Below are 14,351 nucleotides of genomic sequence, written 5' to 3' on the forward strand. Positions count from 1 at the left end.
CACCACGAATAGCGAGCATGAACCCATGAAACCCCGTCCTTCAGACATCGAGCATTACAGCGGCACTGCCGTCGCCCTGCACTGGCTCATTGCGTTGCTGATCATCGGCGGGTTCTATCTCGGCTGGATCATGACCGATATCCCTGGCTTTACGCCCACCAAGCTGAAGTACTTCTCGTGGCACAAATGGATCGGCGTGACAGTCTTCGTGCTGGCCCTGGCACGCGTGCTGTGGCGCGCCACTCACCGCGCGCCGGCGCTCGGCAGCGCTACGCCCACGTGGCAGAAGGCTGCTGCCCATCTCGTGCATGGCGTGCTCTATGTTCTGATGCTGGCCATTCCGCTGTCCGGCTACTTCTATAGCTCGGCCGCGGGCATTCAGGTGGTGTACCTCGGCATCGTGCCGCTGCCCACCCTCATCGGCCCGGACCAGGCGCTCAAGGCAAGCCTGCGTACGGTTCACGTGCTGCTTAATTACACGTTGCTGGCACTCGTTGCCATGCATGTACTCGCGGCGCTCAAGCATCAATTCGTCGACCGCGACGGATTACTCGCACGGATGATTCCGTTCCTCAAATGACACACGAGTAACGGGCGAGCTGCAGCCGATTGGCTACAGCCTGTTGGCAATCTAATTCCCAGCGGTGTGCAATCAGCGCGCGCGGGTTCGATAGGATGCGTACCACTATGAAATCAAACTTTTATCACACCATGCTGGCCGGCGTCGCCGCCGTCTCTTTCTTCGGCGCGGGACTCGCGCACGCCGATGTCGACACGGGCAAAAGCAGCGTTATCGCCACGACGAAGCAGATGAACGTGCCGGTGGACGGCAAATTCAAAAAATTCTCGGCGCAGCTTAATTTCGATCCGGCCAAGCCGGCCGTCGGCAGCGCCAACGTGTCGATCGACACCGGCAGCTACGACCTCGGCGCGGACGACTACAACAAGCAGGCCCAAGGCAAGGAATGGTTCGATAGCGCGACCTATCCGGCCGCGACGTTCGTCTCGAGCGCGATCGCGCCGGCCGGTGGCAATCAGTACAAGGTCACCGGCAAGCTCACCATCAAGGGCAAATCGCAGACAGTCGTGGTGCCGGTCACCATCGCCAGCCAGGGCACCACGCAAACCTTCGACGGCGCATTGCCGATCAAACGTTCGCAGTTCGATGTCGGTACCGGCGAATGGAAAGACACGTCGGTTGTCGCCGACGAAGTCGTCATCAAATTTCACATCGTCGCTTCGAAGAAGTAACGAAACACACCCAAGCGTCGCATCACTTTCTGAAACCTGGAGAATCCCTTGAAGAAACAACTTTTGCTCGCCGCAGGCGCGCTGACCGCGGCTATGTCGTTCAACGCAATGGCCGCCGAAACGTATCAGCTCGACCCGATGCACACCTACCCGAGCTTCGAAACCGACCACTTCGGCGGACTGTCGATCTGGCGCGGCAAGTTCACGAAGAGCAGTGGCACCGTGGTGCTGGATCGCGCGGCGAAGACCGGCACGGTGGACGTGACGATCAATATGAGCTCGGCGGATATCGGTAACGACAAGCTCGACTCGGAACTGGCCACGGACAAGTTCTTCGATGCAGCCAAGTACCCGACCGCGACCTACAAGGGCACGCAGATCCGCTTCGACGGCGACAAGCCGGTGGAAGTGATCGGCGCGCTGACCATGCATGGCGTGACCAAGCCGGTCAACCTGAAGATCGAATCGTTCAAGTGCATCATGAACCCGATGCTCAAGCGCGAAGTGTGCGGCACTGAAGCGACCGCGACATTCAATCGCGACGATTTCGGCGTCGACTTCGGCAAGACCTACGGCTTCAAGATGCTGACCACGCTGAATATCCAGGCTGAAGGCATCAAGCAGTAATAGCTAGCGCCCTGCAGCGCGCGCTTGACGCAAGCTGCAGGGGGGTTGCGGCAGACGGTGGTATCACTCCCCGTCTGCGCATTCCCGAGATCGGCACGCAGACCGGAAGCACGGCACCTTGCCCCGGCGGAGCAAGGTAATATTACGGTTGGCGTCCGGCGTGCAGCGCATCATGGCTCGCGTGTCCTGACGCCCGGCGCAGCAAGCCATCTAACAGGGCAGCACGGCCGCGCGCGTCGACTGTTATGCTCGCTGCCGTGCCGTCACCCCATCCGCCATCCATGAGTTCTGTAAGCCGCCGCATCGCGCATCTGGACATGGACGCGTTCTACGCGTCCGTTGAGCTTTTGCGCTATCCCGAACTGCGCGGCCGCGCGGTGGTGATCGGCGGCGGCCGCAATGGCGTGCCGCAAACACTTGAAGACGGCAGCCGCCGCTTTGCGAAGCTGCGCGATTATGCGGGCCGCGGCGTAGTGACCACCTCCACCTACGAGGCCCGCGCGCTCGGCGTGTTCTCCGCGATGGGCATGATGAAAGCGGCCGTGCTCGCGCCGGATGCGATTCTGCTACCCACCGATTTCGAGTCGTATCGCCACTACTCGCGCCTGTTCAAAGCGGCGGTCGCCACCTTCACGGACCGGATCGAAGACCGCGGCATCGACGAAATCTATATCGACCTCACCGAGTTGCCGGGCGAACCGCGCGAGATCGCCGCGCGCATCAAGCAGGCCGTCAATCAGGCGACCGGCCTCACCTGCTCCATTTGCGTGGCGCCGAACAAGCTGCTGGCGAAAATCGGCTCTGAACTCGACAAGCCCGACGGCCTCACGATTCTGACGCCTGCGGATGTGCCGTTGCGCGTGTGGCCGTTGCCGGTGCGCAAGGTCAATGGAATCGGACCGAAGGCCGCGGAAAAGCTCACCGCGCTCGGTCTCGTCACGGTCGGCGATCTGGCGGCGGCGGACGCGGGCTTGTTGCAGGACCACTTCGGGCGCAGCTACTCGGCGTGGCTCATGCAGGTCGCGCAAGGCTACGACGAGCGGCCGGTGGTGGTCGAATCGGAGCCCAAGTCGATGAGCCGCGAGACGACCTTCGAACGCGATCTGCATCCGCGTCATGATCGCCCGGCCTTGTCGAGTTCGTTTACCGGCTTGTGCGTGCGGGTCGCGGAAGACCTGGTCCGCAAGGGCTATGTGGGCCGCACCGTGGGCATCAAGCTGCGCTACGACGACTTCCGCACGGTCACGCGCGACCTGACCCTCGACGAACCCACTGCCGACGCCACCGAGATCCGGCGCGCGGCAACCGAATGTCTGAGACGGGTGGAATTGAACCGCAAGCTGCGGCTCTTGGGCGTGCGCGTGAGCGCGTTGACGCCGGCCAACGCACAAGCGGTGAAGCAGCGTCTACCGGTTCAGGCCGATTTGCCTTTTACCAGCGACGATTAACCCGCTGCTTCTGCTGGTATCCCGGCATTCGTGCGTGCTGCCGACAAGCCGATTTCCACACTCGAGGCCGCAATCGAAAACGCAAACGTGTTGATCCCGTTCGCGCTTTCCGCCGACACCGTGCCGCGATGCATTTCCGCAATGGCCTTCACGATCGCGAGACCCAGCCCGTGGTTTTCGCGGCTATTGGTGCGGGACACTTCCGCGCGATAGAAGCGGTCGAACAGGTGTTCGAGCACGTCCGGCGCGATCGGCTCGCCCGGGTTGGCCACCGCTATGCGCAACTGATCCGCCGCATTCGAGATCGTCACCGTAATCGCCGCGCCCGGCGCGCAATGCTGGATCGCGTTCATCAGCAGATTCGTGCAGGCGCGGCCGAACAACGAGCGGTTCACGCGCGCCACCGCATCGCCGTGCAACTGCGCATGCACGCGCGCTTCTTCAAGCGGAATCTCCAGAAACTCCAGCGTATGCGCGACTTCCGCAGCCAGCGACACTTCGACGAGACCCGTCGCGCGCTCGCCCTGGTCGGCGCGGGCGAGGAACAGCATGTCGTTGATGATCGTGCGCATGCGTTCGAACTCTTCGAGATTCGATTGCAGCGTATGGCGCAGATCGTCGACCGAGCGGTTGCGCGTCAACGCCACTTCGGTCTGGCCGATCAGAATCGTCACTGGCGTACGCAGTTCGTGAGCCACGTCCGCGTTGAACGACTCGAGGCGGCCGTATGCGCCGTCCAGACGTTCGAGCGCGCCGTTGAACGAGTTAGCCAGATCGTTCAATTCGAGCGGCAGCGAGGCCGTATTCAGACGCTGCGAGCGGTTATTCGGGCTCACGGCGGAGGCATCTCTCGTGAGGCGCGTCAACGGCGCAAGACCGAGGCGCGTGACCGAGTAACTCAGGAGCAGCACGGCGAGACTACCCAACGCGGACAGCGCGGCAAGCGCCGAGCCGAACACTTGCATCGTGCGCACGTTGGGCAAACAACTGGCGGCGACCTGCAATTGCACGGGCGGGCGGGCGCCGTAAGCCGGTATCGTCACCGTGATGGTCAGCATGTCCGAGCCGCCGCCGACCGGCGAAACCCTCGCGTAGCCGCCCTGCCAGCTCGCCACCACCGGCCCCTCGATGGGCTTGCCATAGTGAAAATACGGATCGCCGCTCGATACCGAATACACGGTGCTGCCGTCGTGCGGCATCATGTCGGTGAGCTTCTCGCGGGCTATGCGCCACTTCTCCGGCGTCACCGCGTGATAGACGATGATGCGCGCGATCTCGGTGCGATCGTCGAGCGATTCGCGCAGATGGTGTTCGAGTTGCGTGCGCAACACCAGAAACAGCCCGGTGCCGACCAGCGTGAACACGAACAGCGCCACAAGCGCGAACATCAGCGCAAGGCGGCGCGCGATAGAACGGTTCATGATTGCTCTGCCTCTTCACGTACTTCGAGCACGTAGCCCATGCCGCGCACCGTGTGCAGCAGCTTCGAGGGAAACGGGCCGTCGAGCTTGGCGCGCAGTCGTTTGATCGCGGTTTCGACCACGTTCGTATGGCTGTCGAAGTTGACGTCCCACACGAGTTCCGTAATGGCGGTCTTCGAGAGGATGTCGCCCTGGCGGCGCGCCAGCACGCTGAGCAACTGGAATTCCTTGGCGGTCAGATCGAGACGTACGCCGTCGCGGGTGGCGCGCCGGCCGATCAGATCGACGAACAGATCACCCACCGAAATCAGCGTCGACTCCTGCGAACGCGTGCGGCGTGCCAGTGCATGCAGCCGCTCGACCAGTTCGAGAAAGGAAAAGGGTTTGGTTAGGTAGTCGTCGGCACCTTCGCGCAGACCACGCACGCGGTCGTTCACATGGTCGCGGGCGGTCAGCATGATGACCGGTGTCGACTTGCGCATGCGCAGCGCCTTCAGCACGTTGAAGCCATCGCGTTTGGGCAGCATGACGTCGAGGACAATCACGTCGTAATCGAATTCGGTAGCCAGATGCATGCCTTCCTCGCCGTCGAGCGCGACGTCGACGACCCAGCCCTGCTCTGTCAAACCGGAGCGCAGGTAGTCCACCACCTTATGCTCGTCTTCAACGATCAGCAATTTCATGCGCGTCCCCTTGAATCAGTATTATACGAAACGCCTCGCTTTCCTCTTTCCTGTCTGGCCGTGTCATTGTCGGGCGGCTCACTTCGCGGGAGCCATCGCCTCCCTCGTGTCCGCTGTGCGCGCTGCGTTCGCTGTGTCCGTTGCGTTGCTGGGCGGCTGCGCGCCCGAACCGTCCGTGCCGACATCCCAGCCGCCGCCCAGCGCCTTCACCAGTGAAACCGAGAGGGTCATCTGCTGGCCGTGGATCTGCACGTCCTGACGCTCGCTGGTGAGCAACGACTGCTGCGCGGTGATGACGTCGAGGTACGCGACCAGGCCGCCCGAATAACGGTCGTTGGCGAGCGCCAGCAGATGCTGCGCATCGGTCACCGCCTCGTGCGACTGCTTCGCCGCGCCGTCCAGAACCGAGAGGCCAGTGATGCCGTCCTGCACCTGCTGGAATGCGTTGAGCACGGTTTGCCGGTAATTCGCCTCGGTGGCCTTGTAGCCTTCGCTCGCGAACTGCACGTTCGCCGCGCGGCGGCCACCGTCGAACAGCACCTGGCCGACCGTCGCGCCCAGCGTCCACATCAGCGTCGGCGCGCTAAACAGGCTGGCGAACTGCGTGCTTTCCCAGCCGATGCTCGGCGTCAGCGTCAGGCTTGGAAAGAACGCTGCTTTGGCGACGCCGATCTGCGCGTTCGCCGCGGCCATCGCGCGCTCCGCCGAGGCAATATCCGGGCGGCGTTGCAGTACGTCGCTCGGCAAACCAAGCGGAATCGCTGGCACCTGCATGTCGAGCACTTTGGATTCGATGGCGAACTGCGGCGCGGGCACACCGACCAGCGCGGCAATCGCATGTTCAAACTGCGCGCGCTGATTCAGCAATAGTTGCGCCTGCACACGTGTCGAATCGAGTAGCGATTTTTGCTGCAACACGTCGAGGCCGGACACCGAACCGAGATCGTGCTCGGTCGTGACGTAATCGAGCGCCTTTTGCTGCAGTTTCACCGACTGATTCAGCACGTCGATCTCGGCGTCGAGTTCACGCAGCGAGTAATAGTCGGTGGCAAGATCGGTGGTGAGGACTAGCCGTGCGTTGGCGAGGTCGTCGGCCGATTGCTGCGCGGAGGCCGCAGCGCCTTCCACCTCGCGACGTATCCGGCCGAATAGATCGGTGTCGTAGTTGATCGTCGGGCCGAGTTGCAGATTGTTCTGTACCGTCGACGTCGTGGGCGTGCCGTAATTGCTCAGTGGGCGATCATGCGAAATTCTGAAGCGCGACCCGGACGCCCCCAGATCCACTTCAGGAATCTGCTGCGCACGGGTGTTCGCCAGCGTCGCTCTGGCCTGCGCATAGTGCGCGCTCGCCGCGGCCAGTGTCTGGTTCTGCGCAAGCGCCTGTGTTTCCAGCGTGGCGAGCGTCGGATCGCCGAAGGCGCTCCACCAGTCCAGCGAGATCGGCGCATGGGAAGGCGCCGCGACGCGCCAGTATGAATCGGTTTGCCAGGCCGGCGGCACCTCGGCTTGCGGTCGCTGATAATCCGGGCCGACTGTGCACGCAGCCAGCAAGGCCGCGCTTGCGGTGGCCGCAAGCGCCGTTAGCGTCGCTCGTGATGTCAATGCCCGATAAGCGCCCGCCTGCTTCGCGATCACGACGCCCCCTTGCCGGTCTTCTGCGGCTGCGCGATCCGCACGTGATCGCCGTCCGCGATCGAATCGCTCGGGTTGACGATGACCTTGTCGTTCGCCTCGATCCCGCTTTCGATTTCGAGCGACTGCCCCAAGTCCTGCGCGATCACGATCTTGCGTAACGCCACAGTACCCTTCGCATCGACCACCGCGAGCCGCGGACCTTCGGCGCGAAACAGCAACGCATTGCCCGGCACCATCAATTGCGCATGGGCAACCGCCGGCACAGCCACCTGCACATACGCGCCGGGCCGCAGCTTGTCGTCGGGATTCGGCAAGGTCACTTCAATTTGCAGCGAGCGGGTTGGCACGTCGATCGCGCCGGAGATATGCGTGATCGTGCCGTGGAACTGCTGACCCGGCAATTCAGCCTGCGTGACCACCACCTTCTGTCCGACCGACACGTTTTGCGCGTACGCCTGCGGCAGTTGCACATAGACCCGCAGCGGATCCGACTGCGCCAGCGCGAACAGCGCGCGGCTCGTGCCGCTGCCCGCGTCGATCAGGTCGCCGACGTCGACATTGCGCTGCGTGACCACCCCCGCAAACGGCGCGACGATGCGCTTGAACGATTCGAGTTGCTGCAGGCGTTTCACGTTGGCATCGGCAGCGGCGAGGTTGGCGATGTCCTGCGTGTAAGTGCTCTGCCGTTCGTCGAGTTCCTGCTGCGAGACCGCATCGCGTTGACGCAGTTGTTGCCAGCGTTCCAGCGAGGATTTGGCGAGGCCGAGACTCGAACTGGTTTGCTGACGCTGCGCCAATGCCTGCGCGAGTTCCTGATCGATTTCCGGTGTATCCAGATCGGCGAGCAGTTGCCCCTGCTTCACGCGCGTGCCGATATCGACATACCAGTGCAGCAGATAACCGGTTGAACGCGCGTAGATCGGCGATTCGACATTGCCGCGCAACGTACCCGGAAGCAAGGTGTTGCCGCCGCCTTCCGTTTGCGTCGGACTCACCACGTTCACATACTGCGTGGCGTTCTGTTTCGTCGTTTCAGCGACCGAGCGGTTTTGCAGAACATTCGCGATCACCGTGCGCAATGCCCCCACGGCGAGCAGCGCCAGCACGATCCAGATGGCGATTTTGGCGCGCTTCCATTCGCGACCGCGCGGCGGCAAAGCGTGGTCGCCTTCGGTCTCTCGCGCGGGAATCGCCAGCGATGCATGAGTTTTTTCGGTCATTTCAGTCAGCCATCTCAGTCAGCCGTCAAATTACGTTACGCGGGTTTGCCTTCGCCGCCGTGGTCCGGCGCGGGGCCGTCGTTGCTGTGGCCGCCCGTCATGTCTGTATCGTCATCGTCGCGGTGGCGCCGCGCGAGGCGGCTATGAATGCTCGCGAACACCAGTGGCACGAAAAACAGCGTGGACACGGTAGCGAACAGCAAGCCACCGATCACCGCGCGGCCCAGCGGCGCGTTTTGCTCGGCGCCCTCGCCGAGCCCGAGCGCCATCGGAATCATGCCGATGATCATCGCGAACGCGGTCATCAGCACCGGCCTGATCCGGCTTGCACCGGCTTCGAGCGCGGCGGTGAGCGGCGGTGCACCGGCGGAGAGCCGCTGGCGCGCGAACGACACCATCAAAATACTGTTGGCGGTGGCCACACCCATCGTCATGATCGCGCCGGTCAAGGCGGGCACGCTCAAATGGGTACCGGTCAGGAACAGCATCCATACGATGCCCGCCAGTGCCGCGGGCAACGCGCTGATAATGATCAGCGGATCGACCCACGACTGGAAATTCACCACGATCAGCAGGTACACCAGCACGATTGCCATCGCCACGCCGAGCCCGAGACCGAAGAACGAACCGCGCATGGTCTGCACCTGCCCGCGCAAGGTGATCTGGCTACCGCGCGGCAGCGAGGCCCGCACGTTGTTCACCAGTTTGTCGACCTGGGTGGCCACGCTGCCCAGGTCGCGCTTTTCGACGCTCACGTACAGGTCGATCACCGGCCTGATGTTGTAGTGCGTAACTTCCGCGAACTGATTCTGCGGCGAGACCTGCACGAGGTTGCCGAGCAGTTGCGTCGGACCGCTGGCCGCGCCCGAGACGGGCGTGCGCAACAACTCATCGATCGACGACACCTGATACTGCGGCGTTTGCACCGCGACGTTGTATTCGACACCGTTCTTGTTGTTGAACCAGAAACCCGGCGAGGTCTGCGAACTGCCCGACAAGGAAATGAGCACATTTTGCGCCACATTGCTCGCGCTCAGATTGAGTTGTTGCAGCCGGGTGCGATCCATCTGAAGATTGATCGCGGGTTCGTCCAGTTTCTGCTGGATGTGAGTGTCGACGGTACCTGGAATCATCCGCACCTGTTTCATCAGCTTTCGCGCAACGTCGAAGTTGCCCTGCTGATCCGCGCCGGCAATCTGCACGTCCACCGCGGCGGGCAGGCCGAAGTTGAGAATCTGCGTGACGATGTCGGCCGGTTGAAAGAAGAACTCGACACCCGGAAAGCGCTGCGGCAGGATCGCGCGCAGTTGGTCCATATAGCCTTGCGTCGGCTTGTGGCCCTCGTTCAAGGCCACCTGAATTTCGCCGTCGAGCGTGCCGATCGTACCCGCGTTGCTATACGAGAGATTGATACCGCTATACGGCAAGCCGAGGTTATCGAGAATCGTGCTGAGCTCCGCAGGCGGCACGACCTCGCGGATCACCTTCTCGACTTCGTCCGCGAGACGCGCGGTTTCCTCGATGCGCGTGCCGGTCGGCGCCCGCATGTGGAGACGAATGTCGCCAGCATCGACGCTCGGAAAGAAGTCTTCGCCGAGCACGAAAACAAGACTCATCGACAGCACGCAGAAACCGAGAAACATGCTGCCGAACATCCTGCGGCGCACCAGCACGCTGCTGAGAATCATGATGTAGGTGGACCGCATGCGCTCGAAGCCGCGATCGAAACGCAGATAGAGGCGCCGGAACAGACTCGGCGTGGCATCGGCCTTGGGCTTGTGCGCGTGGCCCATCAGCAGCATCGCCAAAGTTGGCACCAGCGTACGCGACAGAATGTACGAAGCGAGCATCGCGAACACCACCGCTTCGGCGAGCGGCACGAACAGATAACGCGCGACGCCGGTCAGGAAGAACATCGGCACGAACACGATACAGATACAGAGCGTCGAGACGAGCGCCGGGATCGCGATTTCGCCGGCGCCGTCGAGAATCGCGTCGTGCAGATTCGTGCCTAAATGCAGGTGCCGTTCGATGTTCTCGATCGTCACCGTCGCATCGTCCACCAGAATCCCGACCGCCAGCGCGAGGCCGCCCAACGTCATGATGTTGATGGTTTGCCCGAGCGCGTGCAATGCGATCAGCGAAGACAGAATCGACAGCGGAATCGAAATCGCGATGATGCAGGTGCTGCGCCAATTGCCGAGGAACAGCAGAATCATCGCGGCGGTCAATGCGGCGGCGACCAGCGCCTCACGCACCACGCCCTGCACCGCCGCTTTCACGAACACAGACTGATCGAACAAGGCCGTGATGTTCAGGTCCGGCGGCAACGCAGCGCGCGCGGCAGGCAGAATGCCATGCAGCGTATTGACGATCGAGAGTGTCGACGCACTACCGTTCTTCAGCACCGAGATCAGCACGCCGCGGTGTCCGTCCTGCCGCACGATATTGGTCTGCGGCGAGAAGCCGTCGCGCACGTGCGCCACTTCACGCAGATAGGTCGTCGCGCCGTTGAGCGTGCGCACCGGAATGTCGTTGAGCCCTTCCACCGTCGCCGGCGAGCCGTTCATATTGATCGTGTATTCCTTCGGTCCGATCTTCGCCGTGCCGGTCGGCAGAATCAGGTTTTGCGCATTGAATGCGCTGACCACATCCGTAGGCGTCAGGCCTTTCGCCAGCAACGCGCGCGTGTCGAGGTCCACCGAGATCAGACGCGATTTGCCGCCGTACGGATAGGGCACGGCCGCGCCTGGAATCGTCACTAGTTGCGGGCGCAGGAAGTTGAGCGCGGTGTCGTTGAGCGCCTGCTCGGAGAGCTTAGGGCTCGACAAGCCGAGCTGGATCACCGGAATGCTGGAGGCCGAGTAGCTGATCACCAAGGGGGGCGTGGCGCCCGGCGGCATCTGCTTGAGCTGCGCCTGCTCGATGGCCACCGTCTGCGCGATCGCGGTCTGGATGTTGGCGTTCGGCTGCAGGAACACTTTGATAATCGCAATGCCCGCAAGCGACTGCGATTCGATGTGCTCGATGTCGTTGACCGTGGTGGTCAGACTGCGCTCGTTGACCGACGTGATGCGATTGGCCATGTCTTCGGCCGACAAGCCCGTGTAATTCCAGATGATGCTGACCACCGGAATATTGATTTCCGGCAGCACGTCGACCGGCGTGGTCAACAGCACGAACGGCGTCGCCAGCAAAATCAGAATGGACATCACGATGAACGTGTATGGCCGCTTTAGCGCAACGTTGACGATCCACATGAAACGCGCCCGAGAGAATGCCGATAAGGGATGGGTGAATCAGCACGTATGCTAGATCGGTAGCACCAACGCCTGCATGGCGCGAAAATGGCGAATTTGTCAGGAAGGCTAATGTAAGGATTGGCGCCACTTCAAACACGTGCGAGTTCATGTTGCGCAAACGTTTGATGAGAGGGAAATAAGCTCTTTTAAGGGAATTGCTAAAGGCATGTTTCGCCGAACTGCGGCGAAACATGCCTTGAGATTAAATTGCGCAATGCAAATACCTTACGCTCGGGCGTTGATTCTGGTGTTGGTGTTCATTCCGGCGCGGCTGGTGAATCGCTGAGCTTTGGCGTCGCGCAAAAAAGGCCGGTCAACCATGGTGGTTGACCGGCCTTTCTCGTTTCGAAGCGCCGGAGTGTGCCGCCAGCGCCTTGCACAAGTATTACTTCGCAAACAACGACGACATATCCGCAAACGCCTTGAATTCCAGCGCGTTACCCGACGGATCCAGGAAGAACATCGTCGCCTGTTCGCCGACCTCACCCTTGAAGCGTACATGCGGTTCGATGATGAAGTCGATGCCGGCCTTTTGCAGCTTGTCCGCGGCGGCCTGCCATTGCGCCATCGAGAGCACCGCGCCGAAGTGGCGCACCGGCACCGCGTCGCCGTCAACCTTGCTGGTCTGCCGGTGGCCGATCTCCTCCGGCGCGAGGTGCGCCACGATCTGATGACCGTAGAAATTGAAGTCGACCCAGTCCGGTGAGCTACGCCCTTCCGGACAGCCGAGCAACTCGCCATAGAACTCGCGTGCGGCGGCGAGGCTATGCACAGGAAACGCCAGATGGAACGGCGGCAAAACGGTTTCGGCAACGCTCATGATCGGAAAACTCGCAGAGGGGAAAGTGGTTCGCGCATTGCTCCATGAAGCGGTCCGTAAAGCGGTCCATGAAAGCGCACGTGCGAGACCAATTTTAACCATGACTAAAAATGGTGAAAAACGATATATATTTGACCTGACCAACACCAAAATCGATCAATCGACGATGCTCAGCGAACTCAAGACTTTTATCGCCGTCAGCCAGTACGGCACGTTTTCCGGCGCGGGCGCGCGCATCGGCCTGACGCAATCCGCCGTGAGCGCGCAGATGCAGCGGCTCGAAGAGGAACTCGGTTTCGAGCTGTTCGATCGCACGGGCCGCTCCGCCACGCTCAACGACGCCGGCCGCGAAACGCTCGCACTTGCCGAAGAAATGATGACGCTGTACAACCGGCTCTCGGAACGCGGCGCGGGCGCGGCCGAAAGCGGCATGCTGCGGGTGGGTGCGATTGCGTCCGCGCAGGTGTCGTTTCTCGCCGACGCGCTGGCCCGCTTTCGCGACGACCGCCCCGGCTGGCGGATTCGCGTCGTGCCCGGCGTGTCGCTGGGACTGCTCGGGCAGGTGGACTCAGGCGAGCTCGATCTCGCCGTCATCATCAAACCGCCGTTCGCGCTGCCGTCTGAACTGGAATGGCGCACCCTCGTCACCGAACCGTTCGTGCTGCTGGCGCCCAAGGCGCTCGCGCGTGGCAAGCGGTCCTGGCGCGAGCTGCTCAGAAGCGAGCCGTTCATCCGCTATGACCGCGGATCGTTCGGCGGCAGGCTGGTCGACCGCTTTCTACGGCGCGCGCGGCTGAACGTGCACGACGTGATCGAGTTAGACGAGTTGCAGGGTATCGCGCAACTGGTCGCGCGCGGCATCGGCGTGGCGCTGATTCCGAATACCGCGGGACTTGGTAAGTGGCCCGCCAACGTCACCGCACTCGAGCTCGGCGACGCGACGTTTCACCGTGAAATCGGGCTCGTGCAGCGTCCGCGGCATAGCCGGCAAGCGGTGGCGGGTGCACTGGCGGATTGCATCGGTACAGCCGCAGGGCTCTGAGTTGGCTGAGTGCCTGGCGTTACCCGCGTTGTCCGAGCTGTCCGAGCTGCCCGAACAGCCCCGCAAACGCCCGATTGTGCCGCTGCACAGGCCATCAACTGTATCTGTGAGATCTGCACGCGGGCGAGCAGAATCGTTGTTCGCGCATCGATCCGCGCTATTCGCCTGTGCCGCAACGAGCGGCACGGTTTGCCTGCCTCCAAGGTTTATCAGCCCATGACCGCCAGCACATTCCTCACCGCCGATGTCCTGTTCGCCTATAGCGCCTACTTCGTCGGCACGGCGAGTCCGGGGCCGAGCAATCTCGCGATCATGTCGCTCGCCATGAGCGCCGGCCGGAAATCCGCGCTGACCTTCGCGCTCGGCGTGGTGTCCGGTTCGTTCTTCTGGGCCTTGCTGGCGTCGCTGGGTTTGTCGGCGGTACTCGCCACTTACTCGGAATGCCTGGTGGCGATCAAGATTGCCGGCGGCCTTTATTTGCTGTGGCTCGGCTTCAAGTCCGCGCGCTCCGCATTCAGCGCGGAGAAACTGCCCACGAATACCGCACGCGAAGGCGAACCGCTCAAACGGCTCTATTTGCGCGGCCTGCTGCTGCATCTCACCAATCCGAAAGCAATTCTGGTGTGGCTTTCGATCGTTTCGCTGGCTATGTCGCCCGCAGGCGGCACGTCGCACACCGCGCCGGTGGTGCTCGGCTGCATGGTGATCGGCGTATCCGTGTTCAGCAGCTACGCGGTGCTGTTTTCGACCGCGTCCGCACGGCGCATCTACGTCGCGATCCGTCGCTGGCTGGACGGGTCGCTGGCGATCATGTTCGGCATTGCCGGGATCAAGCTGCTGACTTCGAAAAGCTAGCCGCGCCTTTGCGGCGCGCCCGCTCTGCGATACTGTCACTTTGATGA

Annotated in this window: 12 protein-coding genes; 6 read left to right on the top strand and 6 right to left on the bottom strand. The window is 62.3% G+C overall.

Going from position 1 to position 14,351, the window contains the following annotated elements; genetic code table 11:
• Positions 1-25 precede the first annotated feature (25 nt).
• The 4 genes from GNZ13_RS14980 (at position 26) to dinB (ending at position 3,326) form a co-directional block, all read left to right on the top strand.
• Positions 26-580 (top strand): cytochrome b, encoded by a 555-nt coding sequence (locus tag GNZ13_RS14980; protein WP_172165557.1) that lies wholly within the window; start codon positions 26-28, stop codon positions 578-580.
• 107 nt (positions 581-687) lie between these two features.
• On the top strand, positions 688-1,251 hold the full coding sequence (locus GNZ13_RS14985) for a YceI family protein (protein WP_172165559.1): 564 nt from the start codon (positions 688-690) through the stop codon (positions 1,249-1,251).
• Between the two features lie 48 nt (positions 1,252-1,299).
• A complete protein-coding gene (locus tag GNZ13_RS14990) occupies positions 1,300-1,878 on the top strand; it encodes a YceI family protein (RefSeq protein WP_172165561.1) in 579 nt (192 codons plus the stop codon).
• 281 nt (positions 1,879-2,159) lie between these two features.
• Positions 2,160-3,326: a DNA polymerase IV gene (gene dinB / locus GNZ13_RS14995; protein WP_172165563.1), complete on the top strand. Its 1,167-nt coding sequence runs from the start codon at positions 2,160-2,162 to the stop codon at positions 3,324-3,326.
• Here dinB and GNZ13_RS15000 read toward each other — a convergent pair.
• The 6 genes from GNZ13_RS15000 to GNZ13_RS15025 all read right to left on the bottom strand — a co-directional run bounded on the left by GNZ13_RS15000 (position 3,323) and on the right by GNZ13_RS15025 (position 12,407).
• Positions 3,323-4,747: a heavy metal sensor histidine kinase gene (locus GNZ13_RS15000; protein ID WP_172165566.1), complete on the bottom strand. Its 1,425-nt coding sequence runs from the start codon at positions 4,745-4,747 to the stop codon at positions 3,323-3,325. The genes dinB and GNZ13_RS15000 overlap by 4 nt on opposite strands.
• On the bottom strand, positions 4,744-5,430 hold the full coding sequence (locus tag GNZ13_RS15005; protein ID WP_172165568.1) for a heavy metal response regulator transcription factor: 687 nt from the start codon (positions 5,428-5,430) through the stop codon (positions 4,744-4,746). The genes GNZ13_RS15000 and GNZ13_RS15005 overlap by 4 nt, the downstream gene beginning before the upstream one ends.
• A 78-nt stretch (positions 5,431-5,508) precedes the next feature.
• Positions 5,509-7,032 carry an efflux transporter outer membrane subunit gene (locus GNZ13_RS15010; protein ID WP_172165731.1) on the bottom strand — a complete coding sequence of 508 codons (1,524 nt, stop codon included), beginning with the start codon at positions 7,030-7,032 and terminating at the stop codon, positions 5,509-5,511.
• Between the two features lie 29 nt (positions 7,033-7,061).
• Positions 7,062-8,285, bottom strand: a complete 1,224-nt coding sequence (locus tag GNZ13_RS15015) for an efflux RND transporter periplasmic adaptor subunit (RefSeq protein WP_172165570.1) — start codon at positions 8,283-8,285, stop codon at positions 7,062-7,064.
• 35 nt (positions 8,286-8,320) lie between these two features.
• Entirely contained in the window at positions 8,321-11,545 is a 3,225-nt protein-coding gene (locus GNZ13_RS15020; protein WP_172165572.1) for an efflux RND transporter permease subunit, read from the bottom strand.
• Positions 11,546-11,972: 427 nt separating this feature from the next.
• Positions 11,973-12,407: a VOC family protein gene (locus GNZ13_RS15025; RefSeq protein ID WP_172165574.1), complete on the bottom strand. Its 435-nt coding sequence runs from the start codon at positions 12,405-12,407 to the stop codon at positions 11,973-11,975.
• A 166-nt stretch (positions 12,408-12,573) separates the two neighbouring features.
• On the opposite strand from GNZ13_RS15025, the gene GNZ13_RS15030 reads away from it, so the two are divergent.
• On the top strand, positions 12,574-13,449 hold the full coding sequence (locus GNZ13_RS15030) for a LysR family transcriptional regulator (protein WP_172165733.1): 876 nt from the start codon (positions 12,574-12,576) through the stop codon (positions 13,447-13,449).
• A gap of 216 nt (positions 13,450-13,665) precedes the next feature.
• On the top strand, positions 13,666-14,304 hold the full coding sequence (locus tag GNZ13_RS15035) for a LysE family translocator (RefSeq protein WP_172165576.1): 639 nt from the start codon (positions 13,666-13,668) through the stop codon (positions 14,302-14,304).
• Positions 14,305-14,351: the final 47 nt, after the last annotated feature.

This window comes from Paraburkholderia elongata (assembly GCF_013177735.1).
GTDB lineage: Bacteria > Pseudomonadota > Gammaproteobacteria > Burkholderiales > Burkholderiaceae > Paraburkholderia > Paraburkholderia elongata.

Excerpts from the sequence above, each read along its gene's own strand:
- GNZ13_RS14980 (WP_172165557.1), top strand. The coding sequence starts at position 26 with ATGAAACCCCGTCCTTCAGACATCGAGCATTACAGCGGCACTGCCGTC.
- GNZ13_RS14985 (WP_172165559.1), top strand. The coding sequence starts at position 688 with ATGAAATCAAACTTTTATCACACCATGCTGGCCGGCGTCGCCGCCGTC.
- dinB (WP_172165563.1), top strand. The coding sequence starts at position 2,160 with ATGAGTTCTGTAAGCCGCCGCATCGCGCATCTGGACATGGACGCGTTC.
- GNZ13_RS15000 (WP_172165566.1), bottom strand. The coding sequence starts at position 4,747 with ATGAACCGTTCTATCGCGCGCCGCCTTGCGCTGATGTTCGCGCTTGTG.
- GNZ13_RS15005 (WP_172165568.1), bottom strand. The coding sequence starts at position 5,430 with ATGAAATTGCTGATCGTTGAAGACGAGCATAAGGTGGTGGACTACCTG.
- GNZ13_RS15015 (WP_172165570.1), bottom strand. The coding sequence starts at position 8,285 with ATGACCGAAAAAACTCATGCATCGCTGGCGATTCCCGCGCGAGAGACC.
- GNZ13_RS15020 (WP_172165572.1), bottom strand. The coding sequence starts at position 11,545 with ATGTGGATCGTCAACGTTGCGCTAAAGCGGCCATACACGTTCATCGTG.
- GNZ13_RS15025 (WP_172165574.1), bottom strand. The coding sequence starts at position 12,407 with ATGAGCGTTGCCGAAACCGTTTTGCCGCCGTTCCATCTGGCGTTTCCT.
- GNZ13_RS15030 (WP_172165733.1), top strand. The coding sequence starts at position 12,574 with ATGCTCAGCGAACTCAAGACTTTTATCGCCGTCAGCCAGTACGGCACG.
- GNZ13_RS15035 (WP_172165576.1), top strand. The coding sequence starts at position 13,666 with ATGACCGCCAGCACATTCCTCACCGCCGATGTCCTGTTCGCCTATAGC.